The 22,662-nt window shown below is 54.8% G+C and carries 28 protein-coding genes and 1 tRNA gene; 13 read left to right on the top strand and 16 right to left on the bottom strand.

Features of this window, described 5'->3' with window-relative positions:
* Positions 1-4 precede the first annotated feature (4 nt).
* Complete coding sequence (gene tatC / locus PYRFU_RS07005; RefSeq protein ID WP_014026961.1) at positions 5-1,072, bottom strand: twin-arginine translocase subunit TatC; 1,068 nt, start codon at positions 1,070-1,072, stop codon at positions 5-7.
* Positions 1,073-1,217: 145 nt separating this feature from the next.
* On the opposite strand from tatC, the gene tatA reads away from it, so the two are divergent.
* The 4 genes from tatA to speE all read left to right on the top strand — a co-directional run bounded on the left by tatA (position 1,218) and on the right by speE (position 4,030).
* On the top strand, positions 1,218-1,562 hold the full coding sequence (tatA, locus tag PYRFU_RS10690; protein WP_014026960.1) for a twin-arginine translocase TatA/TatE family subunit: 345 nt from the start codon (positions 1,218-1,220) through the stop codon (positions 1,560-1,562).
* A 29-nt stretch (positions 1,563-1,591) separates the two neighbouring features.
* Positions 1,592-2,584, top strand: coding sequence for a hypothetical protein (locus PYRFU_RS06995; RefSeq protein WP_048191832.1), 993 nt, complete (start codon positions 1,592-1,594; stop codon positions 2,582-2,584).
* Between the two features lie 36 nt (positions 2,585-2,620).
* Positions 2,621-3,070, top strand: coding sequence for a Trm112 family protein (locus tag PYRFU_RS06990; RefSeq protein WP_014026958.1), 450 nt, complete (start codon positions 2,621-2,623; stop codon positions 3,068-3,070).
* Positions 3,071-3,163: 93 nt separating this feature from the next.
* Positions 3,164-4,030 (top strand): polyamine aminopropyltransferase, encoded by an 867-nt coding sequence (gene speE / locus PYRFU_RS06985; protein ID WP_052296992.1) that lies wholly within the window; start codon positions 3,164-3,166, stop codon positions 4,028-4,030.
* On the opposite strand, the gene glmM is transcribed toward speE, so the two are convergent.
* Positions 4,027-5,400 carry a phosphoglucosamine mutase gene (gene glmM, locus PYRFU_RS06980; protein WP_048192637.1) on the bottom strand — a complete coding sequence of 458 codons (1,374 nt, stop codon included), beginning with the start codon at positions 5,398-5,400 and terminating at the stop codon, positions 4,027-4,029. The two genes, speE and glmM, sit on opposite strands and share 4 nt — an antisense overlap.
* A gap of 485 nt (positions 5,401-5,885) precedes the next feature.
* Here glmM and PYRFU_RS06975 point away from each other — a divergent pair, with 485 nt between their 5' ends.
* Complete coding sequence (locus PYRFU_RS06975) at positions 5,886-6,707, top strand: mechanosensitive ion channel family protein (RefSeq protein WP_014026955.1); 822 nt, start codon at positions 5,886-5,888, stop codon at positions 6,705-6,707.
* A gap of 37 nt (positions 6,708-6,744) precedes the next feature.
* A complete protein-coding gene (locus PYRFU_RS06970) occupies positions 6,745-6,963 on the top strand; it encodes a hypothetical protein (protein WP_014026954.1) in 219 nt (72 codons plus the stop codon).
* Between the two features lie 10 nt (positions 6,964-6,973).
* On the opposite strand, the gene PYRFU_RS06965 is transcribed toward PYRFU_RS06970, so the two are convergent.
* Complete coding sequence (locus tag PYRFU_RS06965) at positions 6,974-7,885, bottom strand: hypothetical protein (protein ID WP_167827888.1); 912 nt, start codon at positions 7,883-7,885, stop codon at positions 6,974-6,976.
* Between the two features lie 93 nt (positions 7,886-7,978).
* Between PYRFU_RS06965 and yjjX the strand changes: the two genes are divergently transcribed.
* Entirely contained in the window at positions 7,979-8,512 is a 534-nt protein-coding gene (gene yjjX / locus PYRFU_RS06960) for an inosine/xanthosine triphosphatase (protein ID WP_014026952.1), read from the top strand.
* Positions 8,513-8,552: 40 nt separating this feature from the next.
* Entirely contained in the window at positions 8,553-8,981 is a 429-nt protein-coding gene (locus PYRFU_RS06955) for a 30S ribosomal protein S8e (protein WP_014026951.1), read from the top strand.
* Positions 8,982-9,053: 72 nt separating this feature from the next.
* Here the strand turns inward: PYRFU_RS06955 and PYRFU_RS06950 are convergent, their stop codons facing one another.
* Entirely contained in the window at positions 9,054-10,133 is a 1,080-nt protein-coding gene (locus PYRFU_RS06950) for a hypothetical protein (protein WP_014026950.1), read from the bottom strand.
* 177 nt (positions 10,134-10,310) lie between these two features.
* Between PYRFU_RS06950 and PYRFU_RS06945 the strand changes: the two genes are divergently transcribed.
* The 3 genes from PYRFU_RS06945 to PYRFU_RS06935 all read left to right on the top strand — a co-directional run bounded on the left by PYRFU_RS06945 (position 10,311) and on the right by PYRFU_RS06935 (position 12,075).
* Positions 10,311-10,679, top strand: a complete 369-nt coding sequence (locus PYRFU_RS06945; protein ID WP_014026949.1) for a hypothetical protein — start codon at positions 10,311-10,313, stop codon at positions 10,677-10,679.
* 82 nt (positions 10,680-10,761) lie between these two features.
* Positions 10,762-11,538, top strand: coding sequence for a transcriptional regulator (locus PYRFU_RS06940; protein WP_014026948.1), 777 nt, complete (start codon positions 10,762-10,764; stop codon positions 11,536-11,538).
* Between the two features lie 189 nt (positions 11,539-11,727).
* Complete coding sequence (locus PYRFU_RS06935; protein WP_167827887.1) at positions 11,728-12,075, top strand: hypothetical protein; 348 nt, start codon at positions 11,728-11,730, stop codon at positions 12,073-12,075.
* On the opposite strand, the gene PYRFU_RS06930 is transcribed toward PYRFU_RS06935, so the two are convergent.
* The 8 genes from PYRFU_RS06930 to PYRFU_RS06895 form a co-directional block, all read right to left on the bottom strand.
* Positions 12,072-13,433 carry an acetate--CoA ligase family protein gene (locus PYRFU_RS06930; protein WP_014026946.1) on the bottom strand — a complete coding sequence of 454 codons (1,362 nt, stop codon included), beginning with the start codon at positions 13,431-13,433 and terminating at the stop codon, positions 12,072-12,074. The two genes, PYRFU_RS06935 and PYRFU_RS06930, sit on opposite strands and share 4 nt — an antisense overlap.
* Positions 13,434-13,490: 57 nt before the next feature.
* On the bottom strand, positions 13,491-14,192 hold the full coding sequence (locus PYRFU_RS06925) for an acetate--CoA ligase family protein (RefSeq protein ID WP_014026945.1): 702 nt from the start codon (positions 14,190-14,192) through the stop codon (positions 13,491-13,493).
* A gap of 2 nt (positions 14,193-14,194) precedes the next feature.
* On the bottom strand, positions 14,195-14,605 hold the full coding sequence (locus tag PYRFU_RS06920; protein ID WP_014026944.1) for a secondary thiamine-phosphate synthase enzyme YjbQ: 411 nt from the start codon (positions 14,603-14,605) through the stop codon (positions 14,195-14,197).
* The gene (locus PYRFU_RS06915) at positions 14,602-14,910 is read right to left on the bottom strand and encodes a hypothetical protein (protein ID WP_048191829.1); all 309 of its coding nucleotides are present in this window, start codon (positions 14,908-14,910) and stop codon (positions 14,602-14,604) included. The genes PYRFU_RS06920 and PYRFU_RS06915 overlap by 4 nt, the downstream gene beginning before the upstream one ends.
* Positions 14,911-15,052: 142 nt before the next feature.
* A complete protein-coding gene (locus PYRFU_RS06910; protein ID WP_014026942.1) occupies positions 15,053-15,460 on the bottom strand; it encodes a NifB/NifX family molybdenum-iron cluster-binding protein in 408 nt (135 codons plus the stop codon).
* A gap of 46 nt (positions 15,461-15,506) precedes the next feature.
* Complete coding sequence (locus PYRFU_RS06905) at positions 15,507-16,148, bottom strand: L-threonylcarbamoyladenylate synthase (protein WP_014026941.1); 642 nt, start codon at positions 16,146-16,148, stop codon at positions 15,507-15,509.
* A gap of 168 nt (positions 16,149-16,316) precedes the next feature.
* On the bottom strand, positions 16,317-17,675 hold the full coding sequence (locus tag PYRFU_RS06900; protein WP_014026940.1) for a RuvB-like helicase: 1,359 nt from the start codon (positions 17,673-17,675) through the stop codon (positions 16,317-16,319).
* 152 nt (positions 17,676-17,827) lie between these two features.
* A complete protein-coding gene (locus PYRFU_RS06895; RefSeq protein WP_014026939.1) occupies positions 17,828-18,202 on the bottom strand; it encodes a hypothetical protein in 375 nt (124 codons plus the stop codon).
* A 108-nt stretch (positions 18,203-18,310) separates the two neighbouring features.
* Here PYRFU_RS06895 and PYRFU_RS06890 point away from each other — a divergent pair, with 108 nt between their 5' ends.
* A complete protein-coding gene (locus PYRFU_RS06890; protein WP_048192630.1) occupies positions 18,311-19,132 on the top strand; it encodes an aldo/keto reductase in 822 nt (273 codons plus the stop codon).
* 118 nt (positions 19,133-19,250) lie between these two features.
* Positions 19,251-19,907: a hypothetical protein gene (locus tag PYRFU_RS06885; protein WP_014026937.1), complete on the top strand. Its 657-nt coding sequence runs from the start codon at positions 19,251-19,253 to the stop codon at positions 19,905-19,907.
* 390 nt (positions 19,908-20,297) lie between these two features.
* Here the strand turns inward: PYRFU_RS06885 and PYRFU_RS06880 are convergent, their stop codons facing one another.
* From PYRFU_RS06880 to PYRFU_RS06865, 4 genes are all read right to left on the bottom strand, one after another.
* Complete coding sequence (locus PYRFU_RS06880) at positions 20,298-20,699, bottom strand: type II toxin-antitoxin system VapC family toxin (RefSeq protein WP_048192628.1); 402 nt, start codon at positions 20,697-20,699, stop codon at positions 20,298-20,300.
* A 5-nt stretch (positions 20,700-20,704) separates the two neighbouring features.
* Positions 20,705-20,935 (bottom strand): type II toxin-antitoxin system CcdA family antitoxin, encoded by a 231-nt coding sequence (locus PYRFU_RS06875; RefSeq protein ID WP_014026935.1) that lies wholly within the window; start codon positions 20,933-20,935, stop codon positions 20,705-20,707.
* A gap of 558 nt (positions 20,936-21,493) precedes the next feature.
* Positions 21,494-21,636, bottom strand: a tRNA-Trp gene (locus PYRFU_RS06870).
* A gap of 131 nt (positions 21,637-21,767) precedes the next feature.
* Positions 21,768-22,628, bottom strand: a complete 861-nt coding sequence (locus PYRFU_RS06865; RefSeq protein ID WP_048191827.1) for a LysO family transporter — start codon at positions 22,626-22,628, stop codon at positions 21,768-21,770.
* Positions 22,629-22,662 lie beyond the last annotated feature (34 nt).

Below are 22,662 nucleotides of genomic sequence, written 5' to 3'. Positions count from 1 at the left end.
CTGGCTAGTCTTTTTCCGCATGCTTCTTCTTCTTCGCCATCTTTACAGCCAGGTGGATCGGGAGGTATATCGTGAGGTCTATTATCACCATGCCTAGGCCGCTGGGGTCTGGCGAGATTATCGCGCCTAGTATCATGGCGCCTAGGAACACGTACTTGAGGTTGCGCTCAACGGTGTCCGGCTCGAGTATGCCGTGCACTATTAGTATGTAGATCACTAGTGGTGTCTCGAATATCAGTCCAGTGGCTATGGCTAGCTCGACTGTGAACTTTAACACCTCGGCAACAGACACCTTGATAATCACGTTGTAGTCTGATGGTATGAAGAACGGATAGAGGCTGAGCGTAACGCGATAGGTTAGTGGAGCTATGACGAATATCGCTAACGCTATGCCAAAGAGGAATAACAGCGTAAAGAAGAAGCCGTACTTCTTGATAAGCTCCTTCTCATGGGGGTATAGCGCGGGCTCAACGTAAGCCCATATCTCCCTAACTATAATGGGCGATGCCAGAACGACGCCCAGGAGAAGCGCAGAGAACAGTATTATCTCGAAAGCCTCGAAAGCGCCGGTGGGCATTAGCACAACTCGGTATGTTTTGCCAGCCACGTATACCTCTTGTGGCACTACTACCGACACTATGGCTTCGGGGACTTTCACGACGAGCGGTGTCCAGCTGATTGTGAATGGCAATGGGAGTAGTGAGTTGCCACCCGAGTTAGCCTTTGTATTAATCGTGTTGTTTGCGCTGGGTTTGCAACGGAGTAGCACAAGTAGACCGTTCTTGGTATCCGAGAGTTTGACGACGTTACACTCTAGAACATTATGCATTATCATTGTTACGTTTGTCGTGTTGTTGGTCATAGTAACGTAGGTGTGGTTGGGGACTGTATGATGAAACGGTAGAACGTTAATTATGGCTGGTGCCAGGGCGAGGATGCCTTGCAGTGCCTCTAAAGGCACTGCTGCGGAGATAACAGCGGCTATGGCTATGGCGATGATTATGCGGCGTAATCTCACGCTCAGCTCTTCAAGATGCTCCCAGATAGTAGCTTCTTCCTCGTGGCTCGCCATGAAGTAGCCACTCCGGTTTGGAACGCTTACCCTCTAAGCCCTGTTAAGCCCCTTCCTCTGCACTCCGACACGTTGACGAAAATGTTACCCGATGCCTCTTTTTATAGGAGTCTTAGTGTGGTTAGCACCTGGGGGCGCAAAATAAATGTCGGCATGGCCGTTTCAGGGCATGGAGTGGGTCATAATTCTCGTGATAGTCCTCCTTATTTTCGGTCCAAAGAAGCTACCGGAGTTGGCTCGCGGGTTGGGTCAAGCCCTCTACGAGTTCCGCAAGGCTTCGCAGGGGCTTGTAGAGGAGGAAGAGAAGAAGGAGAAGGAGGGTGAGAAGGAGAGTAAGGTGAGCAAAGAGGATGAGGAGTTGATACGTAAGCTTGCGGAAAAGATGGGCATTAGTACTGAGGGTAAGAGTATCGAGGAGCTGAAGAAAGAGATCATCGAGAAGGCGAAGAGCGAGCAGCAGTCGGAGGCTAGCTCCGGCAGCAAGAAGTGATATTGTGGATTAGGGTTGCTGGTGTCGTTTTGAGGCTTAGGAAGAGGTTATGGCGAGCCTGCCTATCATTCACGCCCTGCATGGTGATTGTCTACAACCTTGGCCCCCTCATTGTAGGGTTCATGGGTGGGTTGGCTGGCGCTCTCCTACCTCTCCTGGTTGTGGAGGCGGCGGCACCCGATGCTGTAAAGCATGCAATGACGGTCCTAGCTAATGCTGCTGCTGGTGCGTCAGCTGGCATAGCAGCCGCTACGGCCAGGAGGCCAGCGAGGGTAGTGATACGTGGCTTGGAGGCTCTCCGTGTGGGCGCGAGTAGCATACGAGTAGAGGCGCTGGCAGTAAACGAGTCGAATGTTACGTCGCGCGACGTGACCGTCTATACGTCTGGGTTCAAGTTTGAGGGGTTCAACTGGGTACTCACTGCTATAGAAGAGAGGGGAGTGAACAACCTGTTCCTAGTCGATATCGAGGGAGAGGAGTGTTGTATATGCCCGGGATGCAGCCTCGAAGGCGTAGAGCTGGGTAGGTACCGGGTCAAGACCATCGTTAGAGCGCCAACTCATGGTCTTCGTGTTCGTGGCGTGCGAGCGACCACAATGCCTCCACGTTCGCTGCTTGAAGCGCCTCTAGTAGAAGTAGAGGTAATGGACTTACGGGGGTGTGACGCGTGGCTTGACTGTAGTACGGTGAGGCGCTGCGGCTTTCGAGATATACTCGAGAGTGTTGATAGTATCGTGCTAGCAAGGGTTCTATCAGGCGGTGAGGCGCTCGCGATTCTAGCGGCTCCTGTCGATACCGCATGGATGGGCAGCATCCGCCTAGTTGTAGAGGTTACCGGAGACCCGGTGCCAAGCGACCAGGTAGAGGTAGACGTGTACGTTAACATCGAACGTGCCGATAGCGCCGAGTGGCTGGTAAAACTGCGCGCTACGACAGAGGAGGGGTTGAGAGTAGAACGATGGTTCCATTTGCACGCGTTGCGATGTGTGCGTGAGAGTGCTCTCCCAGCCGCCTTGCGTTAATACTCCCGGGTTCCTAACCAATGCTGGGAGAGAAACTTGAAGTATAGGTTCATGGACATTGCTGCGTGCCCCATGTGTCGCCACTTCCCACTCGAACTCTATGTCATAGAGACGCGTGAGTATCCTGAGCGCGAGGAGCAGATAAAGAAGCTACTGGAGCAGTACGAGCCTCCCCTCTGCGAACTCTACTGCTATAGGCTCCAACAGCCGATAGGACAGTCTATAGAGCAGGCAAAGGAGGAGATACGCGAGAAGAACTTGTGCCTCGAGTGTCTCAAGGTGGAGGTCGTGACTGGTGTGATATACTGTCCTAACTGCGGCCGTTGGTACCCGATAATCGACGAGATACCGAGGATGCTCCCCGACGAGCTGCGAAAGAAGGGCGAGGATCTGCGCTTCTTGCGCAAGTATGCTGATCGCCTGCCAGAGAAGATAGTGAAGGGCGGCAAGCCCTGGAATCTTAGCGAGAGCGGTGAGGAGGAGTAGCCACACTAAAGGGGCTAAGCCCGGGATACCGCACGGTGCTGTGCCGTGAGCGAGAGGCGGTGTCCGGAGGGCTGGATGTGTGTCAATCCCGGCATGGCTGTAATAATAGGTAATGAGCTGCTCCTCATGGAGAGTGTTGGTCACAACGTACTCATGGGGTTTAAGGTTAAGCGCGTCCTATACCAGGCTAAGAGCCCCTACCAGTACATAATGGTCGCGGAGATAGAAGACTTCGGCAAAGCGCTGGTCCTAGACGGGCTCATCCAGAGTAGCGAGCGCACCGAGTACATCTACCACGAGAGCCTTGTTCACCCAGCTATGGTGCTACACCCCAACCCGCGCCGGGTGCTCATCCTAGGCGGTGGTGAGGGCGCGACACTACGAGAGGTGCTCAAGCACAAGACTGTAGAGAAGGCTGTAATGGTGGACATCGACGAGATGGTCGTAGAGGCTGCCAAGAAGTACCTGCAAGAGTGGCACCAGGGTGCATTTGACGATCCGCGCTCCGAGGTTGTGATAGAGGATGGCATGAAGTACGTGGAGGAGTGCCTAAAGCGTGGTGAGAAGTTCGATGTCATCATAATGGACTTGACCGACCCGTACGGGCCGGAGGTGTCCAAGGGTCTCTACAGTCGCGAGTTCTTCTCAAAACTAAGCAGCATACTAAGCGATGATGGCGTTCTCGTGACGCAAGCGGGCAACAGCTTCTTCTACCGCGATGTGTATGACATGGTGCTAGAGAACATCAGGAGCGTATTCAAGCATGTCGAGGAGTACATGGTATGGGTGCCAGAGTTCGGGTACGCCAACAACTTCATACTGGCTTCGAAGGTCCACGACCCACGCAGTCTCAAGGCCGAGGATGTAAATGCTAGGCTACAAGAGAGAGGCGTGAAGACAAAGCTGTTCAACGGAGAGTATTACGAGGCATTGATAAAGATGCCTATAATCCGCGGCTAGGCCTTACTCCTAGCAATCTCCTCTACGAGTTTCTTCAACTCTTCTGCGAGCCTCTTAGCCTCCTCGGGACTCCTAGCCTCCACCATTATCCTGAGCACAGGCTCTGTACCAGAGGGTCTAACAAGGAACCACCATCCGTCGCCAAACACCTTGACGCCGTCGATTGTCACCATACGTTGGCCAGAGAAGTGCTTCTTAACCTCGTTGACGACCTCTACTGCCTTCTCACGTGGCATCGGCACCTTTGTCTTTACAGCGTAGTACTTTGGTAATCTGTCGAAGAGTTCGGATGCCTTCACACCCTCGTGCGCCATGAGCTCGAGGAACAATGCTGTTGTCATTGCCCCGTCTCTTACCGGTTGGTGGAGCGGGTGCATGTAGCCGCCGTTCTCCTCAAACCCGGCTATACCACCCTCTCTAATCAGCATCCTGGATATCACTACGCTCCCCACGGGTGTCCAGCGAACCTCTATGTTGAACCTCGATAGGTACTCCTCGACCAGCGTGCTTGAAGATACGCCGGTAAACACCCTCTTTGGAAGCTCTGGATGCCGCTCGGATACGTGAGCAGCTAGGAGCGCGCCGGTACGGTCGCCCCACCAGGCTTCACCCTTCTCATCGATTATGATTGCGCGGTCCGCATCACCATCGTGGCCCACGCCCAGGTCTGTGTTGAGCTCTGCTACTATGCGTCTAGTCTCGCGTAGTGTATCTGGTGTCGGCTCGGGCTCCCTGCCCGGGAAGAGCGGGTTTAGGTCGCTGTTCACGGTGTAGACCTTGACTCCCAGCTTCTGAAGGACTCTTGGTGTGGCTAGTGTGCCAACGCTATTCGCCGCGTCAACAACTACGCGGAAACCACGCCTACGTATAGCCTCGTCGTCGACCATCGATGCAACAGCATCCACGTAATCCTCTATGACGTTAGGCCACGGCTTGGCCTCCCATACGAAGCTCTTCCACGAGGCGTACCGCCAGCGTGAACCGAAGAATATCTCCTCTATCTCCCTCTCAGCCTCGCGTGGGATCTCAACACCATCCGAACCGACAACCTTGACGCCGTTGTACTCTGGCGGGTTGTGGCTAGCGGTGACTATAACGCCACCGTCAAAACCATGCTTTCGGACAGCGTATTGGATAGCTGGTGTAGGTGCCAAGCCAGCAACATACACCTTACATCCTACAGCTTCGAGACCAGCTATGACAGCATGCATTAGAGCATCGCCACCCACACGCACGTCGCGACCAACTAGAATGCGTGAACCGGTACCAAACCATGTGCCGATAGCAAGGCCGAGCTTCAAAGCCAGTTCAACGGTGAGTTCGCGGTTCACAACACCGCGTACACCGTCTGTGCCGAAGAGCCTGCCCAGGATGCAACACCCCAATAATGAATAGTTAGAGCAGAAAATGTGATATGCGTATAAACAAGTGGACGTCTTCATCTTAAACAAGGTAGTAGAGTCTGTCGTTGCCCTTGTAGCCGAGAAGCTTCAGTAATGGGACCTTCTCTCATCGGCAGCTGCCTCGACACGAAGGGCGCGCTCATCACCAGCTAGGGTTGGGTGTAGATGGCGGCTCGGGAATCCCCTCCGATACGTCATCGGAATTCCTCAGACGCCGCTCCCAGCGGTATCCTCACAGCCATTATGAGGTGTGGTTACCCAAAGACCAGGGGTTTAACGCTTACAAAATGAGGATCGTGCCGAGTGGGTGTTCCGGCGCGCAGGGCGCCCTCATCCATGGGCCGTTGCGGCCCGGTCAGGGCCCCGGTTGGCACCCGAGAGGCCCGGTTCCAACCCTATCAACCCTAGCGGCTCTTTATAGGCGGTTGTGTTGCCGCCAAAGGGGCGAGAGTATGGTGGCTATTGAAGCTGGCATGCTCGGTGTTGTTGTGGCAGCGGCCTCGTCGCTGCTACTGTTGCTCGTAGGTGGCGTATTGGGTGGCTACCTGGCAGGCTCCCTAACCTCTAGAATCGTCGTAAAGATGCTTAGAAGGAATCTTGGTAGGCTTCTTGACGAGACCGACGTTGGCCGTGCATTGTCAAAAGCGGGTGTTGACGTTTTTGCAGTGATAGGCGGCCTTGTGAAAGCCTTCGTCTTCTCCATTGTCTTTCTCGCGGCTGTGGAGTACACCGGCGTCCACAACATAACCTGGCAGTTATTGCTCGACGTTGCGCTCTACCTTCCTAGGCTTGTGGGCGGCATAGCCGTGCTCTTACTTGGAATGCTGCTCGCATCAGCCCTCTCAAAGTACACTGGGAAAGTGTTGAGGAGTGTCGTGGGTGACGAGAAGGTAGCGAAACTTGTAGAAACACTCTTGGCGCTTAGCTTGCTAATAGTTGTTGTCACGATAGCCTTGAACCTCATGCTGCTGCAGGGCGATGTGTTCTACCCGCTTATGCTGGGCGTCATAGTGATTGGGCTAGGCGTGTATATGGGCGAGGTTATTGTCGACGAGCTCGTCAAGAGGCATCCAGATTTCTCGCAGATAGCGCCATACGCCAAGTTCACCGTATACCTAGTATTCGCGACGACGGGACTTGCCGCTATATTCGCGAGGTTCGAGACCGTAGCCTCCACGTTATCGGTGCTAGCCTGGGGAGTCGTAATGGCAATAGCTCTGACAATAGCTCCTTTGATTTACCGCGCGGTGCGTGGAGAGGGTAAGGCTCAGTAACCAGAGGCTCTAGTGTATACATGTTTGGTGGAGACCCGTGGCAGACGAGAGAAAGAAGCGTATCCTCCTAGAGGAAGGCGCAGAGGTAATCTACGACGAGGAGAAGGGCGAGGTTGTAGAGGTGAGGCTTGCTAGCGACGCGAGCGCCGAAGAGATACTCGTAAAGCTGCGTGAGGGCGAGCTTGACGAGAGGCTGCCCGAGAAGGTTAGACGCAGCCTAGAAGAGAAGCTTGAAGAGAGCCTAGGCAACTACTAGTTTTAGACCGCTACTCCTCGCATAATCCCCGATCAACATCCCTGTAGAGAATGCATGCAACCTCCTCCGGAGGGGCCATGATGTAGGTAACGCTGCGGAACCCGGCCTTCTTGGCTATAGCCTCTATCCTTTGCCTCGCCGCCTCAACCTCGGGCCAACACTGCTCCCTATGCATCAGTGTCTCGCAGCCCACTAGCACCTCTAGCTTGTTCCCTTCGCGGATAAACGCGACTGTCTTCACGGCCCCGACTAGAGTAGAATCCAGAGCCGAAGCTATGGCGTGTACCGGGTCACGAGGCTCGTCCGGCTCTAGTAGCGCGCTCTGGAAGAGCGTGTAGGGTGTGAGACCAGTGAAGTACCCTAGTCTGCTAAGAGCATCGTTAACCTCCACAGCAAGTTCAGCCACGCTGCTAGCATGCGCATCTCCATGCGTAAATCCCCTCTCATATCCCCTCTTCACCACCTCGAATAGTTGGCGCGCCCCACCTGGGCTCGTCTCCAGCACCTTCTCTAGGATGTATAACAGTCGCGACTCTAGAGGCGTCGTCAACCCATGGCCAAGACTAAGTACTCGACTAGCAGCCTCCCTAGCCGAGACGCCATCCACGATCATGAGCAGTGCAGCTGCAACGACACCCTCACCGCCAAAACCCTCGATAAGAAGCTTCTCGTGCGGTGACGGCAGCAGATCCGACAATAGCCGGAGAAGACTAACTAGAGTTGGTGCTTTACCCGCGCCGAGCGGGTAGACTACAACATCAACACCAAGCCTACGGTATAGCTCGGCGCGGGGCTCAGCCTCATACTCCTCGCCTACTATAAGCACCTTATCGTGTACAGCTGCGCGTCTTGCAACAGGGCCGCACGCGTCGCCCAGCGTGACGTTATGCGTGAGTTGCACCGGCTCAGGACACTTGCTCACCAGCATATACTTGCACCGTCTACAACCGTCCGTGATGAGCGACTAACACAAGCTATACCTATATCGTCACCGGTTGCTCCCGGGCGGCGTGGCATGAGGGTAGCAGTGGGCTCCACTAACCCCGTGAAGGTGGAGGCTGTTAAGAGAGCCTGGAGGCTGATTGGTGAGGCTGAAATAATCCCAGTGGAGGTAGACTCGGGTGTATCCAGTCAGCCTCGAGGTATCGAAGAGACATACAAGGGTGCGTTTAACCGTGCAACGCGTGCTTTAGAGAAGACAAAGGCTGACTATGGTGTTGGTATAGAAGCTGGTCTCGTGGAGGCCCCCACGCCGACAGGCTGGGTTGATGTGCAGATAGCGGTTATCGTTGATAGGAGTGGCGTCGTTGGTGTTGGGTTCAGCCCTGCCTTTGAGCCCCCGCGTGTATGGATACCCAGACTTGCTCGTGGCGAGCCGCTAGGGCATGTGGCATCGGGTGAACTCAAACGCAGTGATATAGGTAGGGTGCTGGGCATCATCGGGTATCTCACGCGCGGCGTTGTAACCAGGCTGGAATTGACATACTATGCGGTAGTGATGGCGCTGATTCCATTGCTGGAGCCGGGCCTATACCCCCGTGGAGGCTAAAAGGGAGGTTAAGCGACCGCGTTTCTCGCGGGTGGCCTAGATGGGCGTATACCAGGGCAACGACCTCAAGAAGCCAAGTGGTGGTCGTAAGAGGCCTCACCGGAAAGTGAAGAGGAAGTACTGGATGGGTAGGTTCCCGACCGAGACGCGCCTAGGCGACCGTGACGTTAGGAGGCATATCCGTGTCCGCGGCGGTAACTACAAGATAAGGCTGAAGGTTGCAGCCTACGCGAACGTCATTGACCCGGAGACCAAGAAGGCTCAGAAGGTTAGGATACTACGCGTCATCGAGACACCGTCAAACCCGCACTATGCTCGCCGTGGAATCATAACCAAGGGTGCGATCATAGAGACCGAGCTTGGCAAGGCTAGGGTGACCTCGAGACCAGGCCAGGACGGCGTAATCAACGCCATACTCATAGAGAAGAGTGAGAAGGCTAGGGCTAGAGCTGCGGGGTCGTCGGCCTAAAGCGTCCTCATCGGTTTCTCAGCAGAGGCCTATTCCACTCATCCCCCAGCTAGGCCTCTTCCCTACACAGTTCTAAACTTCAGCCTCCTGTCCTCTCAGTGCAGTGTTGAGGAGCGCGGCGACAGCCCCGCCTGCAACCAGGGCAAGGGTCAGATGCGAATGGGCCAGTCCGGCTGTCTCCAGCCCAACGCTCAACAGTGCAAGGCCAGCGGCCATCCTAGTCTCGGGCGCAAGTGCTATCGTCTCGACGAGTTTAGACGCTCTACTACCTAGCAGGAGGAACGAGGTGTTCACAGACCATCCTATGACACCAACTGTAATGTAAATTGCGAGGTTGTCCAAGAGTCTTGTTAGCGGGACATTCAAGAGCGCCGTGCTACTGCCAACCATCACTGCGATGGCTGCCCCGAGGAGAGGTATGAGGCTACACTCGTCGCTCTTCGTCGATCTGCAAGCCCCACAAGCCATTGACGCAATGTATACGCCGAGTAGCATCAGTTCGGCTGTGGTAGTCCTCCAGAGGCTGGCGCCAACAGACGACATGATAATGTAAAGAAGGGCTGCCATCGGTGCTAGAGTGAGGATGTGCAGCAGCGTCCTTTCTGCTTTTGAGCACCTGGCGTACATGTACAGCGATAACGTGTATACCGTAAGCCCGGTTACAAGCCCGGGTAGGTCGCTTACAACAAAGCTGTAGAGAGCGACGATGGACGCTAGTGTGAGAAGAGCGTAGGGCGGCAGGCCCGCTGAGACTCTAGCATAGAGAGCCTCAAGTCGGGGTTTCACGTCGGGTCTAGTGGCTAGCTCCAACAAGCCTATGAGTGCGATGCTGATGCCTCCCGGGAGGGTGAGTATAAGCAGCGTGCTAGGCTGCATTCCGAGCTTCTCCTCAACCATGGTGGTTAGTGTGGCCGCGTAGAGGGCGGCTACAAGCCCAAACCCGAGGATTAGGCAAACAGCCCTACCCGTCCTACTCTTCACGTTCAACGCGGCTAGCCACGAGCCCGGCCCGCTAACAAAGAACAGGCCCGTTAGGAGCAGGACTACCGGGTGCGCGAAGTCTAGAGTGCCTCTCAGCCGTAGGATGACGAGACTGAAGTCCAGGTAAGCCATTGTAGATAGCAGGATGAGTGCGCCAAGGCGTATTGCCATCGCCTGGCAAAGCGGGCCACACTCAGAGTATATATTGGTTGTCTAGCTGTGGTCATTCGTTGCTCGTGGGATACTTGTGGGTACATGTTCCACCAAAGTGGGATGTATATACTAATCCAGACGAGTAGCATGTCTCGGACTTAAAAGGAGCTTAGGGTCGCAATAGCTGGGGGAACCATGAGCCTACGCAAGCTTCAAGAGGCGCTAAGTGCTGCAATGCGGGCAGCCAAAGTGCCATCTAGTGTGGCTGCCAAGGTGCTTGTTGTTGTCGACGAGGCTTCATCTCGGTATAAGATAAGCTCGCTTCAAGAGTTGTTCAGTATGCCAGAGTGGTACCAGTGGCTATTTCTCATAAAAGGTGTCGTCGCGCCCATAGCGAGAATACTGAGGAGCGAAGGGTACTGCAACGCAGTGTACTACGTGGTAACAGCGTTATCCATGGTTGATGAGAGGATAGACGCGATGATAAAGGAGTGGATTAAGGAGCGGTGCAGCGCTGGTCTAGACCCCTGCTGTTCGAACCCGCCATGCTGTAACGTCCAGTGAGATGGGTACATGGCGGCTGTATGCTGTGCATGGCGCATACATGTATATCCTGCTTCTACGTGTTGTAAGATAGGGGAGTAGTATGTCTGAGACTGAGGCCCCTGAGAGAGGCAAAGCGCGGATAGAGCAGCTCGAGATAGACTTATCTAATGTGCCCCTAAGGCCCACGTCAAAGAAGGAGATTCAGCAGCTCGAGATGGCGCTCATAATTGGTACGCTATACCGTCCAGAGGTCATCGAGCTGATACGCGATCCCATGGAGCGTGCAACCTGGGTTGACAGCCTGGCGGTTGCAGCTGCAGCCCTAGCCAGGTACAAGGCCGGATACTCGATACGAGAGATTGCCGAGGAGCTTGGCCGCAGCGAGACTATGATACGCGCGCATCTCCATGGTAAAACCAAGGCTGGTAAACTGGTGTTAGAGACGTACGAGAAGCTAGCAAAGGGAGAACTTAAGCTAGTCGTGCCATTCGCGGGTGTACACCTGACCGCCGAGGAGTATGAAGAGCTTAAGGCTGCTAGGGAGAGGCTCAGGGAGCTGCACGAGAAGATAAAGGAGCTTGAGGCGAGGATAGAGGCGCTAGAAGAGGAGAACAAGAGGCTCAAAAAGCAGCTAGAAGAGTGTATGCCTCCAGAGGAGGTCCAGAAGCGCATAAGTGAAGTTCAGAGCATGATCGAAGAGCTTGAGAAGGAGAATGAGGAGTTGAGAAGGAGGCTACGTGAGTGCGAGGAGGGCGGCGGCGCGGCGGCCGAGAAAGTGAAGAAGCTTGAAGAGGAGCTAGAGAAGGTTAAGAAGGAACTAGAGGAGCGTAACAGGGTGCTAGAGGAGGCTCGCCGCCTCCTCTGCGGCCAAGCTTAAAGCCTATACAAGCGGTTTTGGTATATCCCTTATCGGTTGGCGGTGCGACGTTTACCACTAAACCCGCTTTCTCGGGGGTCGGAATAATCTGGTCGTAGAGTCTTGGTATGCCCCTGGTACAAGAATGGTATGTGTGCTTCGCCTAAGTTAGCACGTCCGACATCAGCTGTTGTACATGCAGATAGGTGTATGGGGGGACCGGAACAGTACAAGTCATGTAGCTTCTTCGTAGAACAAGAGAGTGGCGAGGAGGCAGGGGCGGGTGGAACACCAGCTATAACAAGTTTCGCGAAAAGCGGTTTGGAGAAGAAATTGAAGCCATATCCGCCGATACACCTCCTCGACTACCGTCCTAACAATGAATGCCCATTCATGAAAGTGTACGAGTACAGTGGTGGCTACCTGGCGTACTGTACGGTGCTGGAGCGGTTGTTGACGCGAAGCGAGGTTGAAACGTGTGAGCAACACTGGAAGACGTGCCCGGTAAGGCGCGTAGGCGTAATGGTAGGAAGACGGACTAGCGAAACAACTGCTTAAGCGTATTGCAACTCCGATAGCCGCTCTTTTACATAGTCACGGAGCCTCACGTATTCTACCAGGAAGGACATGGCATTTGCGGCTCTCTCGGGGGTCGGGTATGCGGCTACCCTCTCCTTCGTCAGTAGTCTAGCTGCACGTATGCACTCCGGGCCGCCAAGCAGACCCACAGTAACTGGCTTCGCGTGGCCCTCCTCGCGTATGGCATCTAGTATCGCTTTTGCAGTCTCTACAGGCCCTGATAATCCAGTCTGGGTGTATAGCACCACTATAGCGTCTACCCAAGGGTGTCTCATGGCCTCTTTAATCGCCCTATAGAACCAGTCGGCGTGCGCCATGCCAGTCAAATCTATCGGGTTCCTAGTCGAGGCGAAGTTTGGCAGGAAGCTCTTCATCCTATCCTGGAGCTCTGTTGGTGGCTCCTCGACGCGTATCCGGCGCTCTACTAGCGTGTCGACAGCTTGTATCCCCGCACCGCCACCATTAGTTATCACCAAGACCCTGTCGCCGCGGGGTAGCGGGTTCCACGCAAATGCTTTTGCAGCGTCAAACGCCTCCTCCATGCTAGTTGCTAGGAGGACACCAGATTGTCGAAACGCGGCCCTATAGACGTCGAAGCTGCCGGCGAGACTCCCAGTATGACTAGCGGCGGCCTTGGCGCCAGCCTCCGTCCTCCCAGCCTTTATGATAATCACTGGCTTTCTTAGCGACACTTTTGAAGCTACCCTGAGAAAACGCCTCCCGTCTCTCAACCCCTCCACGTACATGAGAACCACGCTAGTGTTGCTGTCAGTCTCGAAATACTCTAGGAGATCTACATCGTCGATGTCCACCTTATTCCCTACACTCACTATAGCCGAAACCCCCATACCCTCGTTTATCGTCGCGCCCATGAGTGCTATCGCAAAGGCGCCACTCTGCGATATGAAGGCTATAGAGCCTGGGATGACGTCACGTGGGCCAAAGGTGGCGTTCAGACGCGCAGGTGTATAGACTATGCCTGCGACGTTGGGCCCGATTATCCTCACTCCATACTTTCTCGCTATCCTCAGAACCTCTTCTTCGAGGTCATGTCGGCCTACCTCGCGGAACCCGGACGATACTATCACTAGGAACGGGATGCCAGCCTCACCGGCATCTTGAACAACCCTAGGTACCTTTTCAGCTGGCACCGCGACTACAGCGACGTCCACAGTCTCCGGTAGTGAGGTTAGGCTCGGGTACGCACGGAGACCTAGTATGGTAGAAGCGTGGGGGTTTACAGGGTAGACGCGGCCGCGGAAACCATACTCGAGTATATTTCGGAGGATAATGTGACCGACCTTCCTCGGGTTGCGTGAAGCTCCCACAACCGCCACGCTACGAGGGTTGAATAGACGGTGCAGCGGATGCTCTGTAAAGGTGCATCACCACTACTAGCCTAGGATGACACGAGCATCTGCAATTTTAGCGCCGCGGCCAGCCTCGTACACCATGAGTGGATTTATGTCGAGCTCCTTTATCTCCGGTATATCCATCATGAGGCTCGACACCCTCATAATAACGTCCGCGATAGCCTCTATGTCGCGTGGAGGTAGACCCCTGTAACCCTCTAACAACCTCCACGCTCTAACCTCCCTCATCATGCTAAGCGCGTCTACCCTTGCAAGCGGTGCAACCCGGAAAGAAACATCCCGATAGACTTCAACGAAGACTCCGCCAAGCCCAAAGGCTATAACCGGCCCGAACGTCTCGTCGCGCACCCCGCCTACAAGAACCTCGAGACCATCTGGTACCATCTCTTGTACAAGCACTCCAACGATACGTGCGCCAGGAGCACTCTTAGAGACGTTATCCACAATCTCATTGAATGCTCTCTTGACGTCTTCAGGTGAATGTAGGCCCAGCTTCACGCCACCAACGTCACTCTTGTGGATAATGTCTGGGCTAACAACCTTGAGTACAACAGGATAGCCTATCTCTTCTGCAGCTTTTACAGCCTCATCTACGCTCTTAGCGAGCTTGTACCTAGGTATGGGGAGGCCATAAGAACCGAGTAGCTCGTAAACCTCGTGTTCGAGTAGCTTACGTCTGCCGTCAGCCTTAGCATGCTCTACCAATCTACGGGGATGGGTCAAACCTACTCACCCATGACCTCTACTATCACGCGCCTTGTGCGTGGCCCGTCCATCTCGACAAGCATGATGTTCTGCCATGTGCCACGTACAACCCTACAGTCTTTTACGGGGAAAACGCGAGAAGCGCCTATGAAAGCAGAGGCCAGATGCGCATGCGCGTTATCGTCTATCCTGTTGTGCCTCCAAGCCCGTTCTGGCTGGAAGATCTCGCGTATCAGAGTAAGCAGGTCTTCAACGAGGCCGGGCTCATTCTCGTTCGCTATGATAGCCGCTGTCGCGTGTGGCGCAAAGACTAGAACCATGCCGTTGCAAATACCGCTCTTGTGCACAACCTCCTCAACACGATCAGTTATATCGATGATCTCGAAACGTGAACTTGTGGACACGCGTATCTCTTTAAAGAATATCCTCATGCGGCTATCACACCGGGATTCGTGGCAATAGCGGTAGGTATTACGCTCTCGGGTGTTGCGAAGCCTGGCATCAAGCCGAGCCCCTCGATAACCCATAGCAGTGCTTGTGTCATCTCGGCTATGGGGAGTCCGCACTCGGCGCTACCCTCAACCATAACCTCTGGTTCCGCATCAGGCTCCATAACCGGTATGACTATAGTCTCGACGTTACACTTGCCAGCGTAGAGTTGGACCGTGTCTCTCACCACCCTCTCGGCGAAGCTATAGACGCGGAGAGGTGCGAAAACGACCACACGCGCTCTCAAACCGGGCACCGTGCATCAGTCTACTCCAGTGCACCTACCCTAGGAGGGGGGTAGTGACACTCCGAAAACACGGACTTGGTGTCCACGAGTTAGGCTCTGTGCGTGTTGGTAGCGTGTACTCCGTGTGCGTATCGCTGGAAAACTAGCTGTTATCATGGTGAGTATGATGGCCGTAGTTATGCCTATGTCTGTGTGACTCCTTTACATCCTCTAGTGTGAATGGCTTTGCTCTGCCCTCTGCGATAGCCCTCGCGGCTTCACAAGGGTCTAGACTCTCTGCGTGGTAGACGCGTACGCCTATTGCCGTAAAAGCCTCGTAAGCGCCCCAGCCCATCTCCTTTGCCACTGCTGCATGGGCTCCATGTTGGTATGCCCATGGGGCGACTATCCTTCCACGTCCACCGATACCCGGAGGAGCCTCTAGCATGTCTACTATCTTGCACTCTCCTCTGTCAACCTCTATAATGGCATAGTGGGTTGCGCCGCCGAAATGCGGTGATACAAGTAATCGTCCATCACGAGTTCTCACTAGGGGTACGACTACACGCATCACAGCCAGCCTTGGGTTTTAGAGCGTATGCACACAAGTATATAAGCTAAGTCACGACCTTGATGCCTGCCACACGCTCGATAGCCTCTGGTGGGACGGGCCCAAGCCTCTCAATACGAGGCGGCGACTTGCACAGGTTGAGCACCGTTGAGGGTGAGCCTAGAAGTACCCCGCCATCAAGGAAATAGTCTACATCGTCGTCCCCAAGTTCTAGAAGCACAGAGTCTATGTCTCGTTTGGATGGCATGCCGCTAATGTTGGCACTCGTGCCTATGATGGCGCCCCCTGCGTACATAGCGAGCAGTCTAGGTGCCGGGTGCGCCGGCATGCGCAGACCTACGCAGCCTGTACCGGCAGTCACAAGCTCCGGTATTGACGTGTCGCGCAGAGGCACAACTATCGTCAGAGCACCGGGCCAGAATCTCTCAGCAAGCCTCCTAGCTGCCTCGTCAAACTCGCCAATCTCGAGTGCAGACTCGACGCTAACAACGAGAAGAGGTACTGGCTTATCCGGGGGTCGCCTCTTCACTCGGAATACTCTCTCAACAGCATATTCTAGCCACGGGCTACCTCCAATGCCATACACGGTATCCGTTGGGTAAACGACTATACCACCCATCCTCACAATAAGCCCAGCGTGTTCGATGGCATTAAGCCACCAAGATACGCGTCGTTTACTCGTGGTCAAGGAGCGGCCTCCCCGGCTGGTACAAGGATACCCAAGACGGGAGTGTAATGCCTGTGCACGGGTAGAATGCCTCCAAAAAGAGGGTTGGAAAGCAGGTGGCGCCCTGGTAGGGCTTCTGGTGAGGGATGGGTATTGTTCATATAGAGAGATGGGGGAGAGTCCCGTGGGTTACTTGAGGAACATCTCCTCGAACTGCTTCACGTATTGTACGCTGTCGCGCACGTCTACGAATAGTTTGGCGGCGTATTTCACGTCGTCGGCTGTGACTTTAGTCCTACCCTCTCTCTCCGCTATTATCCTGGCAGGCTCCATGAGCTGTATCGCATAGCGTAGGCTCTTCTCTTTGCCAAGCTTCGTTAGCTCCTCGAGCGCCTCGTCGGTGAGAGGTATCTCTTCCTCCTCGCTCCTTATCTTCAGTATCTCGCGTATCTCCTCCTCGGTGTAGGGCCTCGTCTTGATTATGAGCAGCCTGTCCAGCAGGTCTAGTGGTATACCGTGCGGCGACTCTATGTCAGTGCCTCTGATCTTCGCTATACCCCTGTTGGTCGCCAGGATGAGTATTGGTGCAAGCTCCGACTCCATGGCGCGCGTCAAGAAGCTGAACGCCTCTATATCGAGCATGTGAGCATCGTCAATGAACAGCACGCCTGGTACCAGCTCCGCCCTACCCTCCTTTACTAGCTTCATCACCTCCTTGTCCACCTGCTGTCGGATCTCGGGTGGCACCTCGCGCTCCACACTAAGGCCTAGAAGGCTTGCCACGGCAGCCCTCTGGGCCATCGCGCTCATGTCAAGGTCGTGTAGTGTCACTGTGTGTACGATCTCCTTCCTCTTCCGGACAGGGCCACTCGGCTTCTCGAGATACCTCTCGAGCTCGATGTCATACCTCTTCTCTCCGGCTTTGCCAAGCTTCCTCACCATACCCGTCTCAGCGTCAATCTCGATGATGTCGCCCTTTCTCACGCGCAGCTGGAGTAGCTGCACAGCCACCTCTTCGCCGACGCGTAGAGTCCTCTCGTCATCCTTAGTCTCGAGCGTGATTACAGCCTCTCTTGGTATCTTTACCCACGGGTTGTACGGGTGCTTCACGAACCTAATCTTGAGCTCCTTGACAACACCCTCATACACTTCGCGTACTTCCCTGAACCTCACGCCTATAGCCTTGCGTATCGCCTGCATGAGGAACTCTGTCTTCTTAAGCTCGGTACTGTATATCTCGCTGCCAGTTATAGCGACGAACGGCGTATCCTCACCGAGCTCCTTGGCGATACCAATGGCTATCGCAGTCTTGCCAGTGCCCGGCGGGCCGACTAGCAGGACGCCACGACCGGCCATCTTACCCTCGCGTATCATCTTCACCACTATGCCAGCTGCCTCTCTAGCCTCGAGCTGGCCAACCATGCCGTCAGCAGCGAACTTCGGCTTACCATTCTCGTCGAGACCGAGGCCGCGGATGTGGCTATGTGCGCCAACTCTCTTCAACTCCCTCTTTGGCGGCGTAACTTCTGTAATCATAGGCTTGGACATGGTCTCACCTTGTACGGTTCCAGAACGACTATAGACAGAACAGCTGATACAAAAACCTTTCTCCATTTTCCATTGTAAAGGGGCCGGTGAGGAGGGGTAGCAAGGCTGACAGGTGACGAGCCCTAGTGTGGCCGAGGCCCAGGGCTCCTACACTACCTCCTTCCCAACTCGGCGCCAATAACGGCGCCAATATACGCCAAGATAGTCGCTATGACAGCGTTTATCGTGACAAGCAGCGGGGCTGCGAAAAAGCCAAGCAGATGGTAGACATGCGTGTGGAGAACATGTGGCTTATGAGATGAGCCCCACGCAGTGATAAAGGCAGCGGCAGCAACTACACTAGCAACGAGCCAGAGGGTTAGGACGCCTAACGCTACACTACCAGCCGCACCTCTACCCCTAACATACCCCATTATCAAACCCGCTGCAAGCGGAGCAGTGATGAACCCGAGCAGGCCTAGCGGCGCGAGAATCAAGTAGAATATGAACGCCAGTGCGAGTGTAAGCGTGAACGCCTCCCAGTCCAAAACGCTTCGCCAGTATAAACTCGCGTGAAGCGAGCATAATCTAGTGTTGTGCTGGCTGTGCAGCGGTCTAAACCCCGCCGGTCAAAGGTACTCGTGACGGGTCTCGCTGTGCCGCGGTTTCCCATAGACCCTAGCGACCGTAAACCCGTGGGGAGGAGTGGAGAGACAACATCAGCCATAGGGATAGGTACGTGGGCGATCCGCGACTATAGGAGAGCCGAGGAAACGCTCGTGGAGGCCGTTGAGAACGGAATAGACCTCATAGACACCGCGGAAATGTATGGATGGGGTCTGGCCGAGGAGCTCGTGGGAAGGGTTGTTAGGAGGGTAGGGCGCGGCAGAGTGTTCATAACAACCAAGTTGCTCCCCGAGCGCTTCCGCGATGAGCACACAGCGGAGAAAGCCCTGAAAGCCAGCCTAGCAAGGCTAGGAGTGCGTAGTGTAGACCTCGTGTTGATACATTGGCCTGATCCGCATACCAGCATAGAGAGGCAGGTGAGAGTGCTAGAAAGCCTATGGGCCAAGGGATTAGCCAGGTACATCGGCGTCAGCAACTTCAATGAAAAAGAGTTGCTAGAGGCCTTATCGGCGACTAAACGCGCCGAGATAGTGGTTGATCAAGTGCATTATAGTGTATTGCACCGTGAGCCTGTAGAGAGTAAGCTGCTGCCTATGGCGGTGAAAGAGGGCGTAACGATACAAGCCTACACTCCACTCGAGAGAGGCAAAGTTGTAGAGAACCTCCTACTTCGCGAGGTTGCACGTGAACTAGGAAAGACTCCTGTGCAAGTCGCCCTAAACTACCTCATTTCGAAGCCGCGTGTAGTCGCGATACCGAAAACGGAGCGGCGTGACCATCTCCGCGAGATACTCGGGGCTATGGGGTGGAGGCTCTCGCCCCGTATACTCGAGCTGCTCGAAAACCTATAGTCGTGGTGATACTCTCGCAGAGGCTATTATGCTCGGATGGGGGCTCGCAGGATAACCCGGTAATACCACTGGATGTCGGCACAGCAAGTCGCATGGGGAGGCAAGAGGTGTTGCACCGATGCTCGCGGTGCACGAGGCTATCGCTGGCGGCGTAATGGCGCTCTACACGCTCATATTTGTAAACAGCCTATCCGTGCTACACATGAGGATGCTCGAGAAGGGTATACCCGAAAACCTAGCGGTATACATAAACCGTAAGATCATACACGCGTTTACCGCGGGCATCGTAACCCTAATCACACCCCTCATGTTCAACACGCCTTTCGTCCCACTGGCCTTGTCTCTCGTCCTTGCTGGTATACTCGCAATCGTTAGGAGAAAAGGGGGTATGAAATGGTTCCAAACCAGCGACGATGCAAACGAGATAACATTCCCAATAGCATGGGGCTTGTCAATGACCATAGTGTGGATGTTCACCCACGACATGTACCAGGCTATACTCCCGGCACTCTATATCAGCTTCGGTGACGCTGTGACCGGGTTCGCAAGAGCAGTTGTCATCAAGCGTAGAGAGAAACATTGGATAGGTAACCTAGCTATGGCGGCTGTCACGATACCCCTAGGCGTAGCTATACTAGGGCCCATGGGCGCCCTCGTAGGCATAGCTGCGGCCATAGCGGAGAGAATAGACAAACCGATAGATGATAACATAGCCGTCGCCACTGTAGCGACAGTAAGCATTCTAGTACTGTGTGCGGCTCTATGCCAACACTAGCGTCGGCGTGACAGTTAGGGATTGAAGAAGGGCGTGTCCGAGTTAAGGCTCAGAGGCTACTGAAGTGCCGTGTACACTTCATGCTAGCACATCTACCAAACGCTCCTAGTGTGATGATGGAAGCCTTCCAGATGCACGTCTAGCTTGTACATCGTTGGCCGTACTGAGCCTCTATGGTCTTGAGATGACAGGGTTTGTTGAAGCTTGAACGCTGTGATCTACTTGAAAACTGGGATTCAACAGATCAAATAGCAATGTTAGAGGTGTAGCCTTACCGTGCATGCTCGTCGTCGTGAACACGACGTAAGGCACGCTGCCAAAACTTTCATTGTGATGATGGCTGCTCGGTTTGGGCCACACCACGAGTTTCGCGGGTGAAGACATGACTCGCTAGGCTGTGAGATTGTCTACACTCGTTACGTTAATCCTCCTTCTCGCTTTCAACGCGAGCCCCTTATCCTCGGTTACGAGGGTTAACCCATGCTTCTGTGCAAGCACGACATATGATGCGTCGTACACGGTGAGCCCTAGCTCTAGTGCAATCTCTATCATCTCTCGCTCGTAGCCTCGAGGATCGAGGATAACCGTGTAATTCGCCAACTCTGCTACTATTGAGGCTAATCTCACAGCATCACTAGGCCTTATTCTTGAGAGGAGTGCAGCTTCCTTCCAGAAGGCGTTGAGCACCTCGTAGAGCGTGAGCCACTGTATAGCCTCCTCGAAGAGCAGATCTATGCAGCCAAGCTTGAGGCACTTGACTAGCGAGGAGGCGTCGAAGAGGAACCTGGGCACGAGAGTCACCTGGATTCGCGCGACTCGCGTATAATCCTCACTATCTCATCAACATCTATCTTCTCGAGGGCTTCTCGAACCTCCTCGAGACTCTTCACGAGCATTTCAAAACGTTTCCTCTTGACCTCCTCTTCCAACGCTCTTCTCAAAACCTCAGACACGTTTATGCCAAGCCTTCTCGCCTCCTCGAGAAGCTCGCGCCTAACTCTCGTGGAGACAGTCACGTATCGAGACACTAGTAGACACCCATGTATCTACACCACGGTAGGCGCACAATTATAAGCTAGGCCTCCTCTACAGTATACGTTGACGGTTCAGAGGTCTAGCTCTAGTTTACACGCAGCAATGTAACTGATTGTTGTGCGACAAATGATGAAGAGCCTATCTTTGTACATCTAGAGTAGAAGGTGTGACTAGTAGGGAGGGGAACACGGTTAACAGCTTGAATGTAACTCTGGCATGGGGATGAGGAGCCGGGATCCTTCGGCCACCGAATGGTGACGAGGAGGAACCCTACCGACCCACACCTGCAAATGCGGAACCCATAGGGCCGATCCACCAGTGTGATAGCTAGGTGTGCCTACTCCCCGAGAATTACATGACACGATCTGTAGCCATCCCGGCCGTGCTCCTAAGCCGAAACGGCTATACAACATGCAAGACTGTAATCCGGCTCGTTTGGCCAGAGCAAGTTAGAGGGTGTAACGAGTACACTCCCGATGCGTCGCATAGGGTGTGAGAGGAGGTGCGTCAAGCTGTTGAGGGTTTAGGAGCCCGTTTTGGGGTCTGGTTTGTGGTGGGCCCGCGGGGATTCGAACCCCGGACCTCCGGGTCTCTCCCGCGCCAGACCTCTCTCATCCCGCGCACGGGTCGACAGACCCGGAGCGGACCGGGCGGGTCTGGAGCCCGGCGCTCTGCCTGGCTGAGCTACGGGCCCACGCGTTCAAAGGGCCCACCATTGGCCATCCCCGGGGTTAGGCCCCCGGGTCGCCCCGGGGTTCGACCCGTGTACGTGATGGGACTCTGGTGTGGGTTTATACGCTTTCTACGGCTATGTTATCACTCCTATCAATGTAGGAGTGTGTAGACGAGGGGTACGAGGATTGGTACGAGGAGGGTTAGTATGGCTCCGTGTGTGGCGGCTGCCAGGGCTCCGCGGGGGCCGTAGGTCGCCACGTATATGGGTAGTGTCGTGTCCATCGTTGTGACTCCTCCTAGTGCTACAGCTGCAGCGAGTGGTATGCGGTGTGCAGCCAGGGGTACTATGATTATCGCTATTTGCTCGCGGATGAGGTTGGCGAGGAAGCCTATGGCGGCTAGTCGGGGGTCCCCGGACGCCGTGTACAGGTATGGACCTGTGAACGTGTACCATCCCATGCCGGCGGCTACAGCGGGGGTCACGCCGGTTAACGGGTAGAGAGCGAGGCTCGCAGCCAGGCTGCCCGCCAGGCTGGCCAGTGGTAACGTTGCAAGCCCTAGGTCAAAGCGCAGCTCCCTATGAGATCCTAGCTCGAGTCCAGCCAGGAAGACCAGGAGTAGTAGAAGCGGGTCTATCAGCCATGTAGGGGCGGGTAGGCCTGCAGCGCCTAACGCAAACCCGGCTAGGAGGGCTACTATCACGCTAGCGGCGAACCCATGGCTAGGTCTTGCAGTCTCGCCTGTTAGCCTACCGCGTGTTAACGCGAGTGCCGCTAAAGCCGAGCTTGCCATCGGGAGTATCGCATAAACAAACGATGTTAATATCACGCCTAGAGCCTCTCGAGTAAATGCTGGCGCGGCTAGCATAGCGACGATCAGTATCAACGGTACAACTGTCGCCGTGAACAGTTGGCTAGGTACGCGTATGCCAAGCCTGCGTGCTATTGCAAAACCCACCAGCATATCAACGATGTACTTGGTGGCCGTGAGTACGCTCTCGACAAGCTCCATTGCAGACACCCAGCGCCTAGGACGACCCAGTGCT

The sequence above is a fragment of the Pyrolobus fumarii 1A genome (assembly GCF_000223395.1).
GTDB lineage: Archaea > Thermoproteota > Thermoprotei_A > Sulfolobales > Pyrodictiaceae > Pyrolobus > Pyrolobus fumarii.
This window is presented reverse-complemented; position numbering and strand designations above follow the sequence as displayed.